The following is an 18,121-nucleotide window of genomic DNA, read 5'->3' as shown; positions in this document are numbered from 1 at the left end:
GCGCGAGCAACGGGGTTATCCACAACATATTGTTGAGGCACGGCACGTAGGTCGTGGTCAAACGCACCAGACCTGCGCCTTGCGTCATAAACGGTTTGCCAGCCCCGTCAGGTGGTCATATAAATTGACCAAAATGGGAGACACCATGCCGTTCCGCCCGGTCCAATCCGAGAAACTATCAACTGCCGTGGTGCGTCAGATCGAAGAACTGATCTTGCGGGGCATCCTGCGCCCCGGCGAACGTCTGCCCCCCGAACGCGAATTGGCCGAGCGGCTCAAAGTATCGCGGCCCAGCCTACGCGACGCGATCGGTTTGCTGCAAGACCAAGGTCTGCTGAGTGCCCGCGCGGGGGCCGGTGTTTATGTTGCCGATGTTCTGGGGTCGGCGTTTTCGCCTGCGTTGGTGCATCTGTTCGCGCGCCACGACGAGGCCGTCCTGGATTACCTTTCGTTTCGTCGCGACATGGAAGGTTTGGCCGCGCACCGTGCCGCACAATTGGCATCTGACACCGATTTACAGGTGGTTCAGGCGATCTTTGACAAGATGGAAGCCGCCCACAGCAAACGTAACCCCGACGACGAGGCCCAGTTAGACGCCCAATTTCACATGGCCATCATCGAGGCCAGCCACAACGTCGTCATGCTGCATATGATGCGGTCGATGTATGATCTGTTGCGCGAGGGGGTGTTTTATAATCGGCAGATTATGTTCAAACAACGCGCGACCCGGCAGCTGTTGTTGGACCAACATCGCAACATCAACAGCAGCCTACAGGCCCGCGATGCCGACGCCGCGCGCGGTGCCGTCGAAACCCATCTCAACTATGTGGAAACCTGCCTGCAAGATCAGGCCAAAGCCGAGCGCAACGAGCAAATCGCGCAACAACGGCTGGCCCATGAAGTCGAACGCAGCTAACGCGCGGCCAAAACGACAAAAGCCCCGGCGATCAACCGAGGCTTTTGAATACTTACCGTGAACGTGCAGCTTAGTGCAGCTTGGCGTCCACTTGTTTGATCGCATCGTCGATCAGGCCATTGGCCTGCGCCGCGGTCATCTGTTTGGCAATCACATCACGTGCAACAGACATCGCAACGGTCACAGATTGGTCGCGCACCTCTTTGATGGCAGCGGTCTGTGCGTTGGTGATCTGTTCCTGTGCTGCCGCCATGCGACGGTCCAGCGACTGGGCCAGATCTTCGCGGGCCTGAGCCGCAGCAACGATGGCTTCTTCCTTGGCTGCGGCAACGATACGGTCCGCTTGGTCTTGTACTTCGCGCTGTTTGCGCTCGTAGCTGGCCAATAGGGATTGCGCTTCGTCACGCAATTGACGCGCCTCATCCAGTTCAGACTGGATGCCGTCGGCGCGGCTGTCCAACATGCCGCCGATCATCGTAGGCACTTTGAAATAGATCAGGATCGCAATGAAAACGATCAGACCCAAAAGAACCACGAAGTCGGTGTTGCCTAGCGAAACGAACCCTTTGTCGCCTGCTGCAAAGGCCGGGCTGGCCAGCAGAGCAAAGGTGATCGATGTTAATCCGGTCAACTGTCGCATATCGCTTATCCTTTCAACCGGGCATCAACCGCAGACGCGATGCTTTTGGCGTCCGCTTTGCCACCCATGGCTGTCACGATTTCCTGTGCGGTATCGTTGGCCACGTCTTTGACGGCCTCCAATGCTCCGGCACGGATCTCAGAAATTGCAGCCTCGGACTCGGCGGCTTTGGCCGCGATTTCAGCATCCGCCTTGGCGATCGCCGTATCCAGATCACCCTGAATTTCTGCCTTGGCCTCTGCCACGATACGCTGCGCCTCGGCGCGTGCATCAACAAGGGCCTTTTCGTAGGCGGCTTCTGCCTCCTGCGCTTTGGCTTTCAGGTCTTCGGCCGCAGCCAAATCACTGGTGATCGTTCCCTGACGTTCGGCCAGAATGGCCGCAATCCGTGGCAAAGCCACACGCGAGAGCACGAAATAAATAACTATAAGTGTGAGCACCAACCAGAATATCTGGTTGCCCCAGGTCGAAAAATCGAGCTGTGGCATGCCCCCAGAGGAAGCAGCGTCAGCGCCGTGTGTGTCGGTTGCCATGTTGGTCTCCTTCGAGCCGCCCCATTACATCGGGCAGCGATTATTGAACCGCCGCCCGACCGTAAGGAATGTCGTCGTAGACGTCTTAAACGGCGAACATCAGCAGCAGAGCAACGAGGAATGCGAAGATCCCCAGCGCTTCTGCGAACGCGATACCGATGAAGAGTGTTGCTGTCTGCGATGCAGCAGCGGATGGGTTGCGCAATGCGCCTGCCAGGTAGTTGCCTGCCACGTTACCAACACCGATGGCTGCTGCCCCGGAACCGATTGCTGCCAAGCCTGCGCCGATGTGTGCGAGTTCGCCTTCCATGTGAATTCTCCTTACGATTGGAAGTTGAGTAGAGGTACGGACGAGATGTCCGAATTAGTGATGCGGATGCAGTGCGTCTTTGAGATACACGCATGTCAGAATGGTGAACACGTAGGCCTGGATGAAGGACACCAGTACCTCGAGCCCGTACATCGCTGTGATGCCCAAAACAGCCACGGGGCTGACGGCGGTTAGCGCGGCAAAGCCTGCGAAAACCTTGATCACAGCGTGGCCCGCCATGACGTTGCCGGCCAGACGAATGGAATGGCTTACAGGGCGCACGAAATAAGAGATGATCTCGATGATCGCCAAGATCGGGCGCAATGCCAGCGGCGCAGAGGCCACCCAAAAGAGGCTCAGGAACCCTGCGCCGTTTTTGACAAAGCCCAAGATTGTGACCGTCAGGAACACTGCCAGCGCCAAAACAACTGTTACGGCGAAATGCGACGTGGGCGTGAACGACGTTGGGATCAGACCCAGAAAGTTCGCGCAGACGATGAACATAAACAACGTCATGATGTAGGGGAAATACCGCAGGCCGTCTTTGCCGCAGATATCTTCGACCATCTTGTAGACAAAACCGTAGGCCAATTCAGCGACCGATTGCGACCGCGTTGGTACGATCGCGCGTTTGGAACTCCCCAGCACCAGCAACAGAATGACCGCGATAACCGAAAAACCCATCCAAAGCGCCGCGTTTGTGGGCGTGTACCATGTGACATCACCCCCGAAAATCGGTTTGATGATGAATTGATCCATCGGGTGAAAGACCAAGCCGCCTTCTTCTGCTGTATCCGCCATGTCAGGCTCCCTCGTCTTTTTCGGCCTCTTCGGCCAACTTCTTGTCCTGGATTTCTTGTGCAGACCGAAGCATCGTTTTGATGCCTGCCGCGAGACCCAGCAATGTAAACAGCACCAGAAAAATCGGGAGCGTCCCGAACAGGCTATCCAGCCCGTATCCGATACCAAAGCCGATCCCCAGACCGGCCACTAATTCGATCACCATGCGCCAGGCCAACTGAGCCTGCGAATAGTGCTCATCCTGCCGAGGCTTGGGCGCTTGGCCCTGTTTCGCCGCTGCAATCCGGGCCTCAAGTTGCTGCATACGGTGCTGCGGGTCGGGCTCGGTCACGTCAAAACACCCCTTTGGATGGTTGGCCATGTGCTAATGCGCCGGGCCGGACGAGTCAACCAATGCCGAGATGCAAATTTCTGCCCCTCAAGGCTTTGATAATAAATGATATATGAAAACGCGCGATCCGGGTAAAACCGGCATCTCGGGTGAAATCCACGCGAAACGGCGCTTTTTGATTATTCAACCGTTTGGTTGATCTTTGTCAAACCGCCACACCGCGATGGTCTATGCTGGCCGCCAACAGCCAATCGCGAAACACCCGGACCGGTTTGCGGCGCAATGCGCCGTCGCCCAGCAACATATAATATCCACCCTCGCGAAAACCGATATCGGACACCCGCACCAACCGGCCCGCCGCGACGTCATGGGCGGCCACCTCTGATGAGGTTAATAAAACCCCCTGCCCCGCCACCGTCGCATCATACGCCAGGTTCGACCGCATCCGCCAACCGGGCGGCGGCGCAAGGTCGGGGTCATCGACACCGGCACTCCGGAACCATTCGGCCCAAGTTCCGGTGGATCGGTCGCGCAACAGCGTCTGGTTTGCCAATGCGCGCGGCGACGACAGCGGCAGGTCAACAACCCCCGGCGCCGCAAAAGGGTACATCGGCGCGTCGCTGACCAAGATCGCATCGGGGTTCGACCCCGGAACCTGCAAAAACCGCAACGCAATATCGGCTTCGTACCGGTTTACATCGGCAAGCCAACGCGACCCCTCAAGACGGATCTCGATGTCTGGGTGCGCCCGCGCGAATGCGCCCATCCGTGGGATCAGCCATTTCGACGCAAAGAGCGGTTCGCTGTTGACTGTCACGGTGCCTGCGGGCCGTTCGGTGATATGTTGGGTGGCCTCTGCAATGGCGTCCAGCGCCGGAGTGATTGCGCCCAGATAGGCGGCACCTTCGATGCTAAGCTCAACCCCGCGGGGCAAATCGCGGAACAGCCGCGTATTGAGCCGGTCTTCGAGGCCGCGCACGTGACGGCTGATGGCGGAATGACTAACGCCCAATTCATCCGCCGCACGACTAAAGCTTTCGTGCCGACCGGCGGCTTCGAACGCGCGCAGGGCATTCAGAGGGGGGAGCTGTCGTGCCATCGCATATATGTGCAGTTTTTGCACAGGTTACGTCAAGCAATTGATTTTGAACGCTGCGGTAATTTCTGGCAAAACAACTGTGAATTCCTGAAAGGATGCAGAAATGCCATTGATAACGCGCCTGCGCGGCCTGTTGACCTATGCCATTTTATGGCAGAAACGCGCCCGACGGCAGCCCCCCAAAGCGCCCCATATCAGGCGCATCAGCGACCATTTGGCCCGTGATGTGGGCCTGTCGGATGCCGACCTCGAAGAGCACCGCGTGACCATGCCCTCACAAACAACGCATCATCCGCGCGGCTGAGCCCCTTTCCCTCCCCTGTGGCGGGCGATATGTAGGGGCATGACACGTGACCTTGATCAGGCTTTTGCCGCGTTGGCAGACCCGACCCGCCGGGCGATCTTGACCATGTTGCTTGAAGACGACATGGCCGTCACCGACGTGGCGGACCCGTTTGAGATGTCATTGGCCGCTATTTCAAAACACCTTGGTGTGCTGACAGCGGCCAAGCTGATTTCGCAAGAAAAACGTGGGCGGGTCAAATGGTGCAAACTAGAGCCAGACGCCCTGCGCGCGGCGTCGGTTTGGATGCAGGGGTTTGGCCAGTTCGAACCGGTAAACCTCGATGCGTTCGAGCGGTTCTTAGCGGCCGAATTGCCCGACAGCACCGGCTAGGCCCCTTTTACGTCGCCAGATTGATCACGGCCATTACGATAACTACCAGACCGACAAGATAAATAATGCTGTACATTTTTCTATTCCTTCAGTTGCGTCGAAAGGTCAACGTGCAGGGGCTGGCTTTTGTTCCCGCATCGGCAAAGTTTCATCACGCAGCAACAGCGCCAACGCCACCATCGTTAGCCCCACGCCCCCCAAAACCAGCACCGGCGGCACCCCGTTTCCAAACGCGATTTCCCACAAGATCACCCAACTGGGCGTAAGATACGTGTAGGCCATGACCTTGGCGCTTGGCAGGTGCAGCGTGGCAAATTGCAGCAAAACGAACGTGGCGGATGACGCAAACAGCGCCACGTAGATCAATGTCACCCACACGATCCCCGGCAAGGCCGCCCAATCGGTTGCGACGATGTCGCGCCAGGCATACCCCGTCAACAGCACCGCCCCCGCGACCAACATCCCAAAGGTGAACACCACCGCCGGTTCGCCCCGGTTTAGTTTGCGCACCATCGGTGTATAAATCGCATGGGCGGTGCACCCGACGAAATAAATCACCTCGCCCTGCCCGATCTGAAAGGCCCGCAGCGCTGCAAGATCTGCGCGAAAGATCACCCACAATGCGCCCGCAGCCCCGATGCTAAGCGCAAGCGCCATGCGCGGGGTCGTGACCTGACGCAACAGCAGCCAACCAAAACCGGCCGCCATCACCGGTGTGAGCGTAAAGACCGCCGCCGCGCTGATGGGTGCTGCCGTTTTCAGCCCCTCGAACATCAGCACAAAATATATCGCAAACGTCCCGCCCAGCGCCACATACCGCCATGGCGCGCGAAACGCCTCGCGTGGCAGGCCGGTCGTGGCCAAAGCAGCCACGCCAATGACGGTAGCTGCAATCACAAACCGCACGGCGTTCAAAACAGCCGGGTCGATCGCATTGGCCGCCTGCGCCCCCAACGAAAACGACCCCGCCACCAGCATCGAAACCGCCAGCATCGCCAAATGTCCTTTTGCGCTGGGGGTCATGTCGCCCAGTCTTTGGAGTGCTCTTTGAGAAAGTTCAGAAAGGTCTGGACCTTGGGTGTGCGGTGCAGATCGACGTGGGTGACAAGCCACAGCGGCGCTGACCAATCCTCGTGCGACGGGATAACTTCGACCAGATCCGCGTCGCCCTGCGCCTCTAGCACCGGCACAAAACCTATCCCCGCGCCAGACCGGACCGCGACCTCTAGTGCGCGCGTGTCCGTCGACCGAAAGGTGATCGCATCCGGGGGCACAACCGACCGCAGCCACTGGTTAAAGGGTGCACGGCTTTGCGCGCTGTCATGCCCGACAAACCGGTGGTGTTTGAGATCGTCTACCGACCCGGGCGTGCCGTGCGTGGCCAAATACCCGCGTGTCGCATAAAGCCCGATGCGTTGTTGGTGAAAGCTCTGCACCACATTGTCTGGCTGATCGGGGGCAGACCCCGCGCGGATCGCGACATGGGCCTCGCCGTATTCTAGCCGAAACAACCGCTCCCCCGTCAGATACCGCACCACGACATCCGGATAGGCCTGCTGGAAAGCCGCCAGCAACGGCACCATGCGCGGCGCAAGGCTGATCAAAGAGGTGATCACCAGATCGCCCGATACCTCATCGCCCAACCCCCGGATGCGCCCCGCCAATTGGCTAAACTGATCGTCCGTCGCCTGTGCCACACGCAGCAGGTCCCGCCCGGCTTCGGTGGCCGTATAGCCGCGCGCGTGCCGTTGGAAAAGCTTGACGCCCAACCGTCCTTCGAGCGCATCAATATGCCGGATCACGGTGGCGTGGTGCACGCCCAACACATCTGCGGCACCGCTGACCGTACCAACCCGTGCCACCTGATAGGCGGTCTTGATCTCGTCCCAGTTGTCCATCGCATCCCGCCAAGGCTTGCCGTGCAAAATCGCACAACGCCGCGGAACATCTCGAATTACGTTCAAAATTGCAATAACGTTTTTGTTACCACAGCAAGTTGCAAGAGGGCCGCAAGACAAATACCGCGCAGTGGTCGCCTAAAACGTGGCGCCCGTTTCGGCGGTGATCAGGTCTTTGTACAAGGCGCGTATACGGTCCATCACGGGGCGGTCACCAGTACCGATGGCCCTGCCGTCAATATCAGACACAGGCGTCTGCGCGCCGAATGTACCGGTTATAAAGGCCTCATCCGCGCTGTAGGTTTCGAACAACGAATAATTGCGTTCAAACACCGGGATGTCGTTGTCGCGGCAAATATCAATTACCGTCTGGCGGGTCACGCCGTTCATGCAATAATCCCCCGTCGAGGTCCAAACCGCCCCCTTGCGCACGATGAAAAAGTTGCACGCGTTTGTGGTGTTTACGAACCCATGCGGGTCCAACATCAACCCCTCGTCCGCGCCCACCTGTTCGGCTTGCAGGCAGGCAAGCACGCAGTTTAATTTCGAATGGCTGTTGTATTTGGCGTCCTGGCTCATGGGCAACCCGCGCACCTGTGGCACCGTCGCCAGACGGATACCCGTTTGCAACCCCGCCGACGGTTTGGAATGTTCCATGATGATCACCAAGGTCGGCCCCGTGCGGCTCAACGATGGGTGCTGGAACGGTTTGACCTTGGTCCCACGGGTCAACATCAGGCGGCAATGGGCATCGGTGGTCATGCCGTTGGCTTTGGCCGTCATGTTCAGCGCCGCTAGAATGCCGGCGCGGTCCATGCCCACATCCAGCGATACCGCCGCGCAGGACCCAAAGAAACGGTCCATATGTGCATCGAAAAACAGCCACTTCCCGTTGTAAAGACGCAGCCCTTCCCACATGCCATCCCCCAACATAAAGCCGCTGTCATAGACAGATACCTTGGCCTCGTCTCGGTGAAACAGCGCGCCGTTCACGTAGACCTGTGTGTTCAGATTACGCGGGTCTTCGTCGGAATCGTGGGTTGTTTTCTTGGCGTCTGACATTGTCGGTTCTCTCCTTTATGTGGGCTGGGGCGACCTCGGTGCCGCGCCGTTCATCGCTGGGCGCGGGCGTCACCTATACACTTGTGCCTTCGCGGTGCTGTGTCCGGTGTCTAGCGGCCATGAAACGTGTCGCGCTGTAGGGTGACAGATCGATATTGGGGCGCTTGCCGCTGATCAATTGCGCCAAGATTTGCCCCGTACGTGCCGACCCGGTGAGGCCCACGTGTTGGTGACCAAACCCCAGAAACAAGCCCTTGATATGAGGCATTTCATCAATCACAGGCACCGAATCCGTCGTGGCAGGCCGGTGCCCGAACCACTGGGTTTCTTTGGAATATTTCAAACCGGGCAACACATCGTGCAGGGCTGCTCTGATGCATTCAAACGCCTGATCTTGCCCGGTGTTTTTCAAACCGCCAAATTCAACCCCACCGGCCGCGCGAATACGGCCGTTCATCGGTGAAAAGATCAATTTTTTGCTGGGCACGATGGTCGGCACACGCGGGTAAAACGACGGATCCCAAAATTCCAGATGATACCCGCTTTCGGCCTCCACCGGGATTTTGACACCAAGCTTCCCCGTCAACAACGGCGACCACGCCCCCGCCGTGATCGCAACACGGTCCGCAGGCATTGGGCCCGTGGCCGTCATCACACCGGTGGCGCGCCCGCCGTCATGCATGATGTCAGTGACCTCAGCGGCCACAATCCGGCCGCCCGCTGCCGTGAAATGGGCGCGCAGATCTTCGACATAGGCACCGGGATCGCCGATTTGCCCGTGTTCCGTCAGTGCCGCCAAAAAGCTGTATGATTTCGCAAAAATCGGGTCGTAATCGTGGCGCGCGGGGCCGTCGTGTTCTGTCCATTCGAACCCCAGCTGGCCGCGGATCTGCCACCCCAGTTGGTCTTTTTCGTACCCTGCGCGATCGCCATAAAGCACCGCAAAATCGCACGGCGTAATATGACGTTGCGCGGCGGTTCCCTGACTAAGCGCCAGATGGTCTTGCAGGCTGTTGCCAATGATCGGCTGCAAGGCTGCGGCGATGCGGCGGGTTTCGGGTTCTGTGGCGTGGGCCAGATACCGCACGCCCCACGGCAACATGCGCGGCACGTAGGGCCAGCGCAGATAGATAGGTTCTTTGCGGCTCAGCACCATTTTGGGCAACTTCCCGATCAAGCCGGGCATCGTCACAGGCAGCACAGACGCCGACGCCAGCACCCCCGCATTGCCGAAACTGGCGCGATCTTCGGGGCCACCCTTGTCGACCAACGTCACCTTACACCCTTCGCGTTGTGACCAAAGCGCGGTGGCAATGCCAACCATTCCCCCGCCCACCACGACGACATGCGGTGGTTTGGTGTGATCAAGCGCGGCGTGAGACATGTGTTAATACCCTAGACTGACGGTTCCGAGCGCGGCAAACCTGCGATCCAACGGATCCAAAGCGGGCTGCACCTTTCACATTTGCAACCACAGCCGGGGCGCCATGCGCAATAGGTTTTTGACATCCCCGCGCAAATCATCGCGATGATACCGCCAAGGGTGCGTCGGGGCTGTCTTGACTCTGTCACGCAGTCGTTTTAAACGCGGGCAACCATCCGGAAGCAACAGACTTCCGGTCCCGGACTATCCGGGATCGCCCTCCGTCAGCGCGTTGCGCCCACGGGGGCAAAACCATTTGGGTTGCACCCCGCCTCAAACTGGCGGTTCAACGCGCCCCATGTCGTTTTGCACCCGTTGGCCCTGATTTCGGGCATTTGTGCATTCACTGCGGACCCCCTACATTTGGGGCATCCCGCAACCGACATCGAAGGGGGCCGTGGCCCATGTTTGAAAATCTCTCTGAACGCCTGTCTGGCGTCTTTGACCGGCTCACAAAACAAGGCGCGCTGTCCGAAGACGACGTCGCCACCGCCCTGCGTGAGGTCCGTGTCGCCCTGCTGGAGGCCGACGTTTCCTTGGCTGTCGCGCGTGATTTCGTCAAAGCGGTACAAGACAAAGCCACCGGCCAAGCCGTCACCAAATCGATCACACCGGGCCAACAGGTCGTCAAAATCGTGCATGACGCGCTGATTGATGTCCTGAAGGGCCAAGGCGAACCGGGTGCGCTGAAAATCGACAACCCGCCTGCGCCAATCTTGATGGTTGGTCTGCAAGGTTCGGGTAAAACCACCACCACCGCGAAACTGGCCAAGCGTCTCAAAGACCGCGACGGCAAACGCGTGCTGATGGCGTCGCTTGATGTGAACCGCCCCGCCGCGATGGAACAGCTGGCCATTCTTGGCACGCAAATCGGCGTCGACACCCTGCCTATCGTCAAGGGCGAAGACCCTGTCGCCATCGCCAAACGCGCCAAAACCCAAGCCGGTCTGGGCGGCTATGACGTCTATATGCTTGATACTGCGGGCCGATTGCACATCGACGCAGAACTGATCGCACAGGCCGCCGCCGTGCGCGATGTGGCCAACCCGCGCGAAACATTGCTGGTTGTGGACGGCCTTACAGGGCAAGACGCGGTGAATGTCGCGACCGAATTTGACGACAAAATCGGCGTCACCGGCGTGGTCCTGACACGGATGGACGGCGACGGCCGCGGTGGTGCGGCGCTGTCAATGCGCGCAGTCACCGGCAAGCCCATTAAATACGTCGGTCTTGGCGAAAAGATGGACGCGATCGAGACCTTTGAACCGGAACGCATTGCGGGCCGGATTTTGGGTATGGGCGATATCGTTGCCTTGGTCGAAAAGGCGCAGGAAACGCTCGAGATTGAGCAATCCGAGCGCATGATGAAACGCATGGCCAAGGGTCAGTTCAACATGAACGACCTGAAAATGCAGCTTGAACAGATGATCAAGATGGGCGGCATGCAAGGCATGATGGGCATGATGCCCGGCATGGGTAAGATGGCCAAACAGGTGGAAAACGCGGGCTTTGACGACAAGGTCCTGAAACATCAGATCGCGCTGATCCAATCGATGACCAAAAAAGAACGCGCGAACCCGGCCCTGTTGCAGGCCAGCCGTAAAAAGCGGATCGCTAAAGGCGCTGGCCTTGAAGTCTCGGAGTTGAACAAGCTTCTGAAAATGCAGCGCCAAATGGGCGACATGATGAAGAAGATGGGCAAAATGGGCAAAGGTGGCATGCTCAAACAGGCCATGAAGGGCATGATGGGCAAGGGCGGCATGCCCGGCATGGACCCCAGCCAGATGGACCCAAAACAGCTCGAGGCTGCGGCCAAAGCCATGGGCGGCAAACTGCCCGGTGGTTTGAGCGGCATGGGCGGCGGTATGGGCCTGCCCCCCGGCCTGTCAGGGTTCGGCAAAAAGAAATGATCACCTGTTTTCTGAAATATGAAATCGATCCGGCGAAGGTCGCCGAGTTCGAGATCTACGCCAAGGCGTGGATCCACAACGTGAACCGGTTGGGTGGCACGCATCACGGCTATTGGCTGCCCTCCGAAGGCGCGAATGATGTGGCGTGGTGCGGGTTTAGCTTTGCGTCACTGGCCGCCTATGAAGACTACCGCAAGGTCATGGAAACCGACCCCGCCTGCATCGCCGCGTATAAACACGCCGAACGCACGCAGTGCATCCGCCGCTATGAACGGTCGTTCACGCGCCCTGTTCTGGATGGCGTCAGCCCGGCTGATTTGGGTCTGATGCCGTCGTGATAACCACACCGACCATATCCACAGACCGCCTGATTTTGCGCGCCCCACAGCCGTCGGACGTGGATAGTTTCATGGCGTTTTATGCCACGGATCGGTCGCAGTACACGGGCGGGCCGATGAACGCGCGGCAGGCGTGGGGTTTCTTTGGGACCGAAATCGGCCATTGGGCCCTGCGCGGGTTTGGCATGTTTGTTGTGACCCGCAAGGTTGATGACGCGCCTTTGGGCATCGTCGGGCATTGGTACCCGCATGGGTGGCCTGAAAAAGAAGTGGGCTGGGTGCTGTTTGATGCCGCGTCTGAAGGCCAAGGCATCGCGTTTGAGGCCGCAACCGCCTGTATTGATCACGCATGGCGTGTCCTGAAATGGGACACCATCGTCAGCTATATCGCCCACGGCAATGACGCATCGGTGGCCTTGGCCAAACGGTTGGGTGCCGTGCTGGATACCACAGCCCAGCAGCCCAAACCCGACAGCCCCGGTTACGTCTACCGCCATCCCCGCCCGGAGGTCTTATCATGATAACCTCTATTCCAGTTCTTGAAACAAGCCGTCTGGTGTTGCGCGGGCCCGAACCGCAGGACTACCCAGATTTCAAGGCCACCTTCACCAGTTACCGCGCGCGGTTTATGGGCGGGCCGCTGAATGCTTACGAATCGTGGATGCTCTATGCCGCCGAAATCGGCCATTGGCAGATCCGCGGATACGGCATGTGGATGATCCACGACAAACTCACCGACGAGACGCTGGGTATGGCGGGCGGCTGGAAACCTGCCAGATGGCCCGAAGCCGAAATAGCATGGGTGATCTGGCCTGACCGCGCCGGCAAAGGCTATGCCCTAGAGGCCACCCATGCGGTGCGCGCGCATCTGTATGCCGACAAGGGCTGGGACACCGCCGTCAGTTATATCGACCCCAAGAATCTCGACAGTATCCGTCTGGCCGAACGGCTGGGCGCGGTCAAAGACCCGTCCGCCGCCACCATCGACGGCAATGATGCGGTCTACCGCCACCCCGCGCCCGCCGAGCTTAAGGGCTCGCAATTGGCACATGGGATCGAGATGGAGATCAGCCACTACGCTGATCCGCTGTTCAAACCAAAAGGATGGGCCATTGACTGACTTTGCCCCATTCACCCGCCGTGCATCGCCCCTAAACCGGTGCGTCACAGACCCAACTCAGGTGGTGCGCCGCCCCATATCTGGAGACACCGCATGACCCAAGCTGTCACACGTGCGGCCGAGGTGCTGAAAGAGCACCGCGCATCCATCGACCGTCTTGACGCGATCTTGGTGTATACACTGGGCGAGCGGTTCAAGCACACACAGGCTGTGGGGAAACTCAAGGCCGCACACGACCTTCCCCCGTCCGATCCCACGCGCGAAGCGACACAGATCGAACGGCTCGAAGATTTGGCGAACCGGGCCGATCTGGACCCCGAATTCGCCAAGAAGTTTCTCAACTTCATCATCGCTGAAGTCATTCAGCATCACCACCAACACCAGAAATAACGCGGGCCTGAAAACCCGCCGACCTCTTGAACGTAAAAGGAAATACATCATGGCTATGAAAATTCGTCTCGCCCGCGGCGGTTCCAAGAAACGCCCATTTTACCGCATTGTGGCCGCCGACAGCCGCATGCCACGCGATGGCCGTTACATCGAAAAACTGGGCACATATAACCCGCTTTTGCCTAAAGACAGCGAAGAGCGCGTGAAAATGGACGTTGAGCGCGTGCAGCACTGGCTGTCCGAGGGCGCACAGCCCACAGACCGCGTATCACGCATGTTGGAAGCCGCTGGTTTGAAAGAAAAAACCGTGCGCAATAACCCCAACAAAGGGACGCCCGGCAAAAAAGCCCAAGAGCGCGCCGAAGAAAAAGCCGCCAAGGCTGCTGCACCTGCAGAAGACGCCGCGGAATAAATCGCGACGTCCGGGCGCGCGGCCCTTGGCTCCGCCCTTTGCATATCTTAACCGGGGCCCGCAGCATTGTGGGCCTTGGTGTCTTGCCCCCCTGCACACTGGCATCAAATGTTTCGACCGATCCGCATGCTGATCTTGTTGGGCCTGTCCTTTTTGGCGGGGGTCTTTTTTGAACGCGCAAACACCAGCGACACCTGCAACACTCGCGGAGGCGAGATGTCAGAAGGTCTGTGCATAGGAGTAGACGAATGAGTGCGGATAAACTCTGTGTCGGTACAGTCAGTGGCGCCTATGGCGTGCGTGGGGAATTGCGCATCAAAAGCTTTTGCGCCCAGCCCGAAGATATCGAAACATATAGCCCGCTGACCTCTGAAACAGGCGATGCGGCCTATCATCTGGCCCTGATCCGCCCGACCAAAAACGGATTTGTCGCCAGAATTTCCGAGGTTGCCACCAAAGAACAAGCCGACGCGCTCAAAGGTGTCAAGCTATACGCGCAACGCGACCAATTGCCCTCTTTGCCCGACGATGAATATTACCACGCCGATCTGATCGGGTTGCAGGTGCTCGACACCGGTGGGACGCCGCTGGGCACAGTCAAAACGGTGTTGGATCACGGCGCGGGGGATCTGCTGGAAATCCAGCGACCCGAGTCTTCCGAAACGGTGCTTCTGCCGTTCACGATGGCCGCTGTGCCCACGGTTGATATGGCGTCAGGCCGGATCATCGCAGACCCGCCCGACGGGTTATTCTGACATGGCCAACCCGCCCAAAAGCCACGCCCGCAAGACCATGCGCCCCACTTTGACGCCCCGATCATTGATGGACGACACCGAAACGCTGGCTGCGGCATGGCAGGCCCGGATTGTCACGTTATTCCCTGATGCATTCCCCGGCACGTTGGGTTTATCGTTGACAGGCAAAGCCTTACAGGAAGGACGGTGGCAACTGCACACCCATGACCTGCGCGGCTTTGGCGTTGGCAAACATCGCAATGTCGATGACACGCCTGCGGGCGGCGGCGCGGGCATGGTCTTGCGCGCCGACGTTGTGGGGCCCGCGATCGCGCAGGCGCAAAGCCATGCGCGCGGGCGCTGGCCGATCTTGTATATGTCGCCACGCGGCGTGCGGTTTGACCAAGCGATGGCGCGTGATTTGGCGCGTTGCGACGGGGTGACATTGTTATGTGGGCGCTTTGAAGGGGTCGACGAACGGGTGCTGGAAGAGTTCAACATCACCGAGGTGTCGTTGGGTGATTTCGTGATGACGGGGGGCGAATTGGCCGCGCAGGCGTTGATCGATAGCACCGTCAGGTTGCTGCCCGGCGTGTTGGGTAACGCCGACAGCACCGTCGAGGAAAGCCACGCCAACGGCCTGCTGGAACACCCCCAATACACCCGCCCCGCCACGTGGCAAGGGCGTGATATTCCCGATGTGTTGATGTCTGGGCACCACGGCGATATCGCCAAGTGGCGGCAGGCGCAGTCCCATGAATTGACACGTACCCGGCGCCCGGATCTGTGGTCAAAACACGACCAAGACGGGTGATGTCTGGCGGTTCTGTCGCCAGTTAAACCCTTGGCGCGGCGCCGCCCTTGTCGTCTTTCGGCCCGGCGCTTGGGTCGGTCTCGCGGATGCTGAGGATATAGGATTTCGGGCGTTTTCGGTGCAGCATATCATAGGCGGGCGCCTCGCCGAATTGCACCAATGCCCCGGATTGATCCTTGAACGCCCAACGCGCCGCGATCAATTGGTGGGCCTCGGGGGTGTCACTGTGTTCGGCAGGCACCACGCGCCACGCCCCTTTGATTTGCAACGCCAACCGGATCAGATCGGGGTTGGGCGACGGGCGTTGTGCGGCCACCGCTGCGCGCCTTGCACGGCCATCCAGCCACCGCAAATATGCTTCTAGCGGGCCGATTTCACTCGCGCGGCGTCCGGGAAACAGCACTGTGATCTCGCAGTCGTCGCCAAAGAACCCGCGCGCCACGAAATCGCCCGTATCGGTGTGGTGCATACGCGGGACAAGCGCCACTTCGATGGGGCCGCCATAGGTGCGAAACAGGTCGCGGTCCTCGCGTTCGGGTGACTTATCGACCCTAGAAAGCGGTATGTCTGTCATTTCACTATACCCTCGTGCTAAAATTCCTTCTTATCCCCTGCCCCCATCCACCCCGGTAGAGACTGACCCAGCCTGAGGCCTAACAAAGCAATGTGGCCAAAGTGAGCCCTTGATCCGCAGCGCAATCCCGCATATACGGCGCGAATTCGGAGTGCGATAAGGGCTCCGGATCTGTTTTGCATGGGTCGAGATCACTCTTTTCCCCTGAAGACAGCCGATCAAGGAAAGACGTTTGAATTCTCCCGGCGGGCGCTACATGCGGACCCGACCTCAGACCGGAAGCTCTGAAACGCCGCACAACCTTCGTGGAACAACCACGAGCATCATAGGAGACGATCAGATGAACCTGATTGCACAGATTGAAGCGGAACAAATCGCCGCTTTGGGACAAGAGATCCCTGATTTCCGCGCCGGTGATACCATCCGCGTTGGTTTTAAAGTGACCGAAGGCACGCGTACCCGTGTGCAGAACTACGAAGGTGTGTGCATTGCACGCAACAACGGCACCGGCATCGCGGGCTCCTTCACGGTTCGCAAGATTTCGTTTGGTGAAGGCGTGGAACGTGTATTCCCACTGCATTCCACCAACATCGACAGCATCACCGTTGTGCGCCGTGGCCGTGTACGCCGCGCCAAGCTGTACTATTTGCGCAGCCGTCGCGGCAAATCCGCACGGATCACCGAGAACACAAACTACAAGCCCAAATCGGGCGCCAGCGCGTAAGGACCGGACTGATGAAAGCCGATACACATCCCGAATATCACATCATCGACGTCAAAATGACCGATGGCACCGTTGTGCAGATGAAATCCACATGGGGCAAAGAAGGCGACCAACTGTCGCTGGATATCGACCCCTCCGTGCACCCTGCATGGACCGGCGGAACGTCACGTCTGTTGGACACAGGCGGTCGCGTTTCCAAGTTCAAAAACAAATACGCAGGTCTTGGCTTCTAAAGCCATTTACCTTGATAAACGACAAAACCACGCCCTCTGCGGCGTGGTTTTTTTGTGCGCAAACGGGGTGCCCACGCATGCCGTGGTTGGCAGACGGGAAAACACCTGCAACGCACCTTCCCAAAGAACGGAACACTACATATAGTGGCCCCTCAATAGATAAGCTGCGCAAAGCAGCTGGGCAAAGGATCAACTCATGGCGCATATTATCGTCGTCGGGAATGAAAAAGGCGGCGCGGGGAAATCCACCGTGTCCATGCATGTGGCGACTGCGCTGGCGCGCATGGGGTTTAACGTAGGCGCGCTTGATCTGGACCTGCGGCAGCGCACCTTTGGGCGCTATACTGAAAACCGCCAAGCCTTTTTGGCCAGCGCCGGTCTGACACTAGCCAGCCCCAAAGTGCACGAACTGCCCGAGATCCCCGCCGAACATCTAAAGCCCGGCGAGAACATCTATGACCACCGGTTGTCGGCTGCGGTCGCCGCGCTGGAACCCGGCAGTGACTTTATCCTGATCGACTGCCCCGGTTCGCATACGCGGCTTAGTCAGGTGGCGCATTCGCTGGCCGATACGCTGATCACCCCGCTGAATGACAGCTTTGTGGATTTTGATCTGCTGGCTCGCACCGACGCCACGGGCGATCAAATCAAAGGCCCGTCGGTGTATTCCGAAATGGTGTGGAACGCGCGGCAATTGCGGGCGCAGGCCGGGTTGACCCCGATCGACTGGATCGTTGTGCGCAACCGCATGGGGGCGCAGCGCATGGTCAACAAGGAAAAGATGGAACGCGCAGTCAAAAACCTGAGCAAACGCATTGGGTTCCGCATTGCGCCGGGGTTTTCGGAACGTGTCGTCTTTCGCGAATTGTTCCCACGCGGGCTGACGTTGCTGGATCTGAAAGATATCGGGGTCAAACAGCTCAATATTTCGAACGTCGCGGCGCGGCAAGAACTGCGCGACTTGATGAAGGCACTGAACCTGCCAGGCGTTGTCGTAGATTTCTAACCCCCCGGTTTGACGGTCAAAGGGACACTGCATATGAGCACGGCGTTGGCGGATTTATTCTTTTGGATCGGGGTCTTCGTGGCGCTGTTCTTCGTGCTGCGTTGGCTGCAGGCCCGCAAGAAACGCAAAACACCGCCCAAGGATTAAACGCGCTACCCCTGCGTTATAAACGCGGCT

General features: G+C 58.9%; 25 protein-coding genes. 14 read left to right on the top strand and 11 right to left on the bottom strand.

Annotation, left to right across the window (positions count from 1 at the left end):
* Positions 1 to 145: 145 nt before the first annotated feature.
* Positions 146 to 916: an FCD domain-containing protein gene (locus tag ABJH13_RS05695; protein WP_348405251.1), complete on the top strand. Its 771-nt coding sequence runs from the start codon at positions 146 to 148 to the stop codon at positions 914 to 916.
* Positions 917 to 986: 70 nt separating this feature from the next.
* Here ABJH13_RS05695 and ABJH13_RS05690 read toward each other — a convergent pair whose 3' ends face one another.
* The 6 genes from ABJH13_RS05690 to ABJH13_RS05665 form a co-directional block, all read right to left on the bottom strand.
* Positions 987 to 1,556: a F0F1 ATP synthase subunit B gene (locus ABJH13_RS05690; protein WP_348405250.1), complete on the bottom strand. Its 570-nt coding sequence runs from the start codon at positions 1,554 to 1,556 to the stop codon at positions 987 to 989.
* Between the two features lie 5 nt (positions 1,557 to 1,561).
* Complete coding sequence (locus ABJH13_RS05685) at positions 1,562 to 2,089, bottom strand: F0F1 ATP synthase subunit B' (RefSeq protein WP_348405249.1); 528 nt, start codon at positions 2,087 to 2,089, stop codon at positions 1,562 to 1,564.
* An 85-nt stretch (positions 2,090 to 2,174) separates the two neighbouring features.
* Positions 2,175 to 2,399 (bottom strand): F0F1 ATP synthase subunit C, encoded by a 225-nt coding sequence (locus tag ABJH13_RS05680; RefSeq protein WP_011567586.1) that lies wholly within the window; start codon positions 2,397 to 2,399, stop codon positions 2,175 to 2,177.
* Positions 2,400 to 2,453: 54 nt separating this feature from the next.
* A complete protein-coding gene (locus ABJH13_RS05675; RefSeq protein ID WP_348405248.1) occupies positions 2,454 to 3,200 on the bottom strand; it encodes a F0F1 ATP synthase subunit A in 747 nt (248 codons plus the stop codon).
* 1 nt (position 3,201) lies between these two features.
* Entirely contained in the window at positions 3,202 to 3,531 is a 330-nt protein-coding gene (locus ABJH13_RS05670; RefSeq protein WP_348405331.1) for an AtpZ/AtpI family protein, read from the bottom strand.
* Positions 3,532 to 3,736: 205 nt separating this feature from the next.
* A complete protein-coding gene (locus tag ABJH13_RS05665; protein WP_348405247.1) occupies positions 3,737 to 4,630 on the bottom strand; it encodes a LysR substrate-binding domain-containing protein in 894 nt (297 codons plus the stop codon).
* Between the two features lie 103 nt (positions 4,631 to 4,733).
* On the opposite strand from ABJH13_RS05665, the gene ABJH13_RS05660 reads away from it, so the two are divergent.
* Together ABJH13_RS05660 and ABJH13_RS05655 are read left to right on the top strand one after the other, a co-directional pair.
* Positions 4,734 to 4,934: a hypothetical protein gene (locus ABJH13_RS05660; RefSeq protein WP_348405246.1), complete on the top strand. Its 201-nt coding sequence runs from the start codon at positions 4,734 to 4,736 to the stop codon at positions 4,932 to 4,934.
* Positions 4,935 to 4,973: 39 nt separating this feature from the next.
* Entirely contained in the window at positions 4,974 to 5,306 is a 333-nt protein-coding gene (locus ABJH13_RS05655; protein ID WP_348405245.1) for a metalloregulator ArsR/SmtB family transcription factor, read from the top strand.
* Between the two features lie 105 nt (positions 5,307 to 5,411).
* On the opposite strand, the gene ABJH13_RS05650 is transcribed toward ABJH13_RS05655, so the two are convergent.
* The 4 genes from ABJH13_RS05650 to ABJH13_RS05635 form a co-directional block, all read right to left on the bottom strand.
* On the bottom strand, positions 5,412 to 6,329 hold the full coding sequence (locus ABJH13_RS05650) for a DMT family transporter (protein WP_348405244.1): 918 nt from the start codon (positions 6,327 to 6,329) through the stop codon (positions 5,412 to 5,414).
* Positions 6,326 to 7,204 (bottom strand): LysR family transcriptional regulator, encoded by an 879-nt coding sequence (locus tag ABJH13_RS05645; RefSeq protein ID WP_348405243.1) that lies wholly within the window; start codon positions 7,202 to 7,204, stop codon positions 6,326 to 6,328. Before ABJH13_RS05645 ends, ABJH13_RS05650 begins: the two co-directional genes overlap by 4 nt.
* A gap of 138 nt (positions 7,205 to 7,342) precedes the next feature.
* Positions 7,343 to 8,266, bottom strand: coding sequence for an aminotransferase class IV (locus tag ABJH13_RS05640; protein ID WP_348405242.1), 924 nt, complete (start codon positions 8,264 to 8,266; stop codon positions 7,343 to 7,345).
* A 73-nt stretch (positions 8,267 to 8,339) separates the two neighbouring features.
* Positions 8,340 to 9,650 carry an FAD-binding oxidoreductase gene (locus ABJH13_RS05635; RefSeq protein ID WP_348405241.1) on the bottom strand — a complete coding sequence of 437 codons (1,311 nt, stop codon included), beginning with the start codon at positions 9,648 to 9,650 and terminating at the stop codon, positions 8,340 to 8,342.
* A gap of 443 nt (positions 9,651 to 10,093) precedes the next feature.
* Between ABJH13_RS05635 and ffh the strand changes: the two genes are divergently transcribed.
* The 8 genes from ffh (at position 10,094) to trmD (ending at position 15,407) form a co-directional block, all read left to right on the top strand.
* Positions 10,094 to 11,599 (top strand): signal recognition particle protein, encoded by a 1,506-nt coding sequence (gene ffh / locus ABJH13_RS05630; RefSeq protein ID WP_348405240.1) that lies wholly within the window; start codon positions 10,094 to 10,096, stop codon positions 11,597 to 11,599.
* Complete coding sequence (locus tag ABJH13_RS05625) at positions 11,596 to 11,937, top strand: NIPSNAP family protein (protein ID WP_348405239.1); 342 nt, start codon at positions 11,596 to 11,598, stop codon at positions 11,935 to 11,937. Before ffh ends, ABJH13_RS05625 begins: the two co-directional genes overlap by 4 nt.
* Positions 11,934 to 12,458, top strand: coding sequence for a GNAT family N-acetyltransferase (locus ABJH13_RS05620; protein ID WP_348405238.1), 525 nt, complete (start codon positions 11,934 to 11,936; stop codon positions 12,456 to 12,458). Before ABJH13_RS05625 ends, ABJH13_RS05620 begins: the two co-directional genes overlap by 4 nt.
* A complete protein-coding gene (locus tag ABJH13_RS05615) occupies positions 12,455 to 13,057 on the top strand; it encodes a GNAT family N-acetyltransferase (RefSeq protein ID WP_348405237.1) in 603 nt (200 codons plus the stop codon). Before ABJH13_RS05620 ends, ABJH13_RS05615 begins: the two co-directional genes overlap by 4 nt.
* Before the next feature lie 93 nt (positions 13,058 to 13,150).
* On the top strand, positions 13,151 to 13,447 hold the full coding sequence (locus tag ABJH13_RS05610) for a chorismate mutase (protein WP_348405236.1): 297 nt from the start codon (positions 13,151 to 13,153) through the stop codon (positions 13,445 to 13,447).
* 49 nt (positions 13,448 to 13,496) lie between these two features.
* On the top strand, positions 13,497 to 13,859 hold the full coding sequence (gene rpsP / locus ABJH13_RS05605; RefSeq protein WP_348405235.1) for a 30S ribosomal protein S16: 363 nt from the start codon (positions 13,497 to 13,499) through the stop codon (positions 13,857 to 13,859).
* A gap of 248 nt (positions 13,860 to 14,107) precedes the next feature.
* Positions 14,108 to 14,614 (top strand): ribosome maturation factor RimM, encoded by a 507-nt coding sequence (rimM, locus tag ABJH13_RS05600; RefSeq protein WP_348405234.1) that lies wholly within the window; start codon positions 14,108 to 14,110, stop codon positions 14,612 to 14,614.
* A gap of 1 nt (position 14,615) precedes the next feature.
* Positions 14,616 to 15,407 (top strand): tRNA (guanosine(37)-N1)-methyltransferase TrmD, encoded by a 792-nt coding sequence (gene trmD / locus ABJH13_RS05595; RefSeq protein ID WP_348405233.1) that lies wholly within the window; start codon positions 14,616 to 14,618, stop codon positions 15,405 to 15,407.
* Between the two features lie 22 nt (positions 15,408 to 15,429).
* Here trmD and ABJH13_RS05590 read toward each other — a convergent pair whose 3' ends face one another.
* The gene (locus ABJH13_RS05590) at positions 15,430 to 15,981 is read right to left on the bottom strand and encodes a hypothetical protein (protein WP_348405232.1); all 552 of its coding nucleotides are present in this window, start codon (positions 15,979 to 15,981) and stop codon (positions 15,430 to 15,432) included.
* Positions 15,982 to 16,321: 340 nt separating this feature from the next.
* On the opposite strand from ABJH13_RS05590, the gene rplS reads away from it, so the two are divergent.
* From rplS to ABJH13_RS05575, 3 genes are all read left to right on the top strand, one after another.
* The gene (gene rplS / locus ABJH13_RS05585; protein WP_348405231.1) at positions 16,322 to 16,705 is read left to right on the top strand and encodes a 50S ribosomal protein L19; all 384 of its coding nucleotides are present in this window, start codon (positions 16,322 to 16,324) and stop codon (positions 16,703 to 16,705) included.
* An 11-nt stretch (positions 16,706 to 16,716) separates the two neighbouring features.
* Entirely contained in the window at positions 16,717 to 16,938 is a 222-nt protein-coding gene (gene rpmE / locus ABJH13_RS05580; protein ID WP_348405230.1) for a 50S ribosomal protein L31, read from the top strand.
* A gap of 196 nt (positions 16,939 to 17,134) precedes the next feature.
* On the top strand, positions 17,135 to 17,944 hold the full coding sequence (locus ABJH13_RS05575; protein WP_348405229.1) for a division plane positioning ATPase MipZ: 810 nt from the start codon (positions 17,135 to 17,137) through the stop codon (positions 17,942 to 17,944).
* Positions 17,945 to 18,121 lie beyond the last annotated feature (177 nt).

It is taken from the genome of Roseobacter sp., from assembly GCF_039970775.1.
Lineage (GTDB): Bacteria > Pseudomonadota > Alphaproteobacteria > Rhodobacterales > Rhodobacteraceae > Roseobacter.
Note: the sequence above shows the minus strand (reverse complement) of the source record. Positions and strands in the feature narration are given on the sequence as shown.

Excerpts from the sequence above, each read along its gene's own strand:
- rimM (WP_348405234.1), top strand. The coding sequence starts at position 14,108 with ATGAGTGCGGATAAACTCTGTGTCGGTACAGTCAGTGGCGCCTATGGC.
- ABJH13_RS05675 (WP_348405248.1), bottom strand. The coding sequence starts at position 3,200 with ATGGCGGATACAGCAGAAGAAGGCGGCTTGGTCTTTCACCCGATGGAT.
- ABJH13_RS05640 (WP_348405242.1), bottom strand. The coding sequence starts at position 8,266 with ATGTCAGACGCCAAGAAAACAACCCACGATTCCGACGAAGACCCGCGT.
- rpsP (WP_348405235.1), top strand. The coding sequence starts at position 13,497 with ATGGCTATGAAAATTCGTCTCGCCCGCGGCGGTTCCAAGAAACGCCCA.
- rplS (WP_348405231.1), top strand. The coding sequence starts at position 16,322 with ATGAACCTGATTGCACAGATTGAAGCGGAACAAATCGCCGCTTTGGGA.
- ABJH13_RS05610 (WP_348405236.1), top strand. The coding sequence starts at position 13,151 with ATGACCCAAGCTGTCACACGTGCGGCCGAGGTGCTGAAAGAGCACCGC.
- trmD (WP_348405233.1), top strand. The coding sequence starts at position 14,616 with ATGGCCAACCCGCCCAAAAGCCACGCCCGCAAGACCATGCGCCCCACT.
- ABJH13_RS05645 (WP_348405243.1), bottom strand. The coding sequence starts at position 7,204 with ATGGACAACTGGGACGAGATCAAGACCGCCTATCAGGTGGCACGGGTT.
- ABJH13_RS05665 (WP_348405247.1), bottom strand. The coding sequence starts at position 4,630 with ATGGCACGACAGCTCCCCCCTCTGAATGCCCTGCGCGCGTTCGAAGCC.
- ABJH13_RS05685 (WP_348405249.1), bottom strand. The coding sequence starts at position 2,089 with ATGGCAACCGACACACACGGCGCTGACGCTGCTTCCTCTGGGGGCATG.
- rpmE (WP_348405230.1), top strand. The coding sequence starts at position 16,717 with ATGAAAGCCGATACACATCCCGAATATCACATCATCGACGTCAAAATG.
- ABJH13_RS05695 (WP_348405251.1), top strand. The coding sequence starts at position 146 with ATGCCGTTCCGCCCGGTCCAATCCGAGAAACTATCAACTGCCGTGGTG.
- ABJH13_RS05650 (WP_348405244.1), bottom strand. The coding sequence starts at position 6,329 with ATGACCCCCAGCGCAAAAGGACATTTGGCGATGCTGGCGGTTTCGATG.
- ABJH13_RS05655 (WP_348405245.1), top strand. The coding sequence starts at position 4,974 with ATGACACGTGACCTTGATCAGGCTTTTGCCGCGTTGGCAGACCCGACC.
- ABJH13_RS05690 (WP_348405250.1), bottom strand. The coding sequence starts at position 1,556 with ATGCGACAGTTGACCGGATTAACATCGATCACCTTTGCTCTGCTGGCC.
- ffh (WP_348405240.1), top strand. The coding sequence starts at position 10,094 with ATGTTTGAAAATCTCTCTGAACGCCTGTCTGGCGTCTTTGACCGGCTC.
- ABJH13_RS05680 (WP_011567586.1), bottom strand. The coding sequence starts at position 2,399 with ATGGAAGGCGAACTCGCACACATCGGCGCAGGCTTGGCAGCAATCGGT.
- ABJH13_RS05615 (WP_348405237.1), top strand. The coding sequence starts at position 12,455 with ATGATAACCTCTATTCCAGTTCTTGAAACAAGCCGTCTGGTGTTGCGC.
- ABJH13_RS05590 (WP_348405232.1), bottom strand. The coding sequence starts at position 15,981 with ATGACAGACATACCGCTTTCTAGGGTCGATAAGTCACCCGAACGCGAG.
- ABJH13_RS05635 (WP_348405241.1), bottom strand. The coding sequence starts at position 9,650 with ATGTCTCACGCCGCGCTTGATCACACCAAACCACCGCATGTCGTCGTG.
- ABJH13_RS05660 (WP_348405246.1), top strand. The coding sequence starts at position 4,734 with ATGCCATTGATAACGCGCCTGCGCGGCCTGTTGACCTATGCCATTTTA.
- ABJH13_RS05575 (WP_348405229.1), top strand. The coding sequence starts at position 17,135 with ATGGCGCATATTATCGTCGTCGGGAATGAAAAAGGCGGCGCGGGGAAA.
- ABJH13_RS05625 (WP_348405239.1), top strand. The coding sequence starts at position 11,596 with ATGATCACCTGTTTTCTGAAATATGAAATCGATCCGGCGAAGGTCGCC.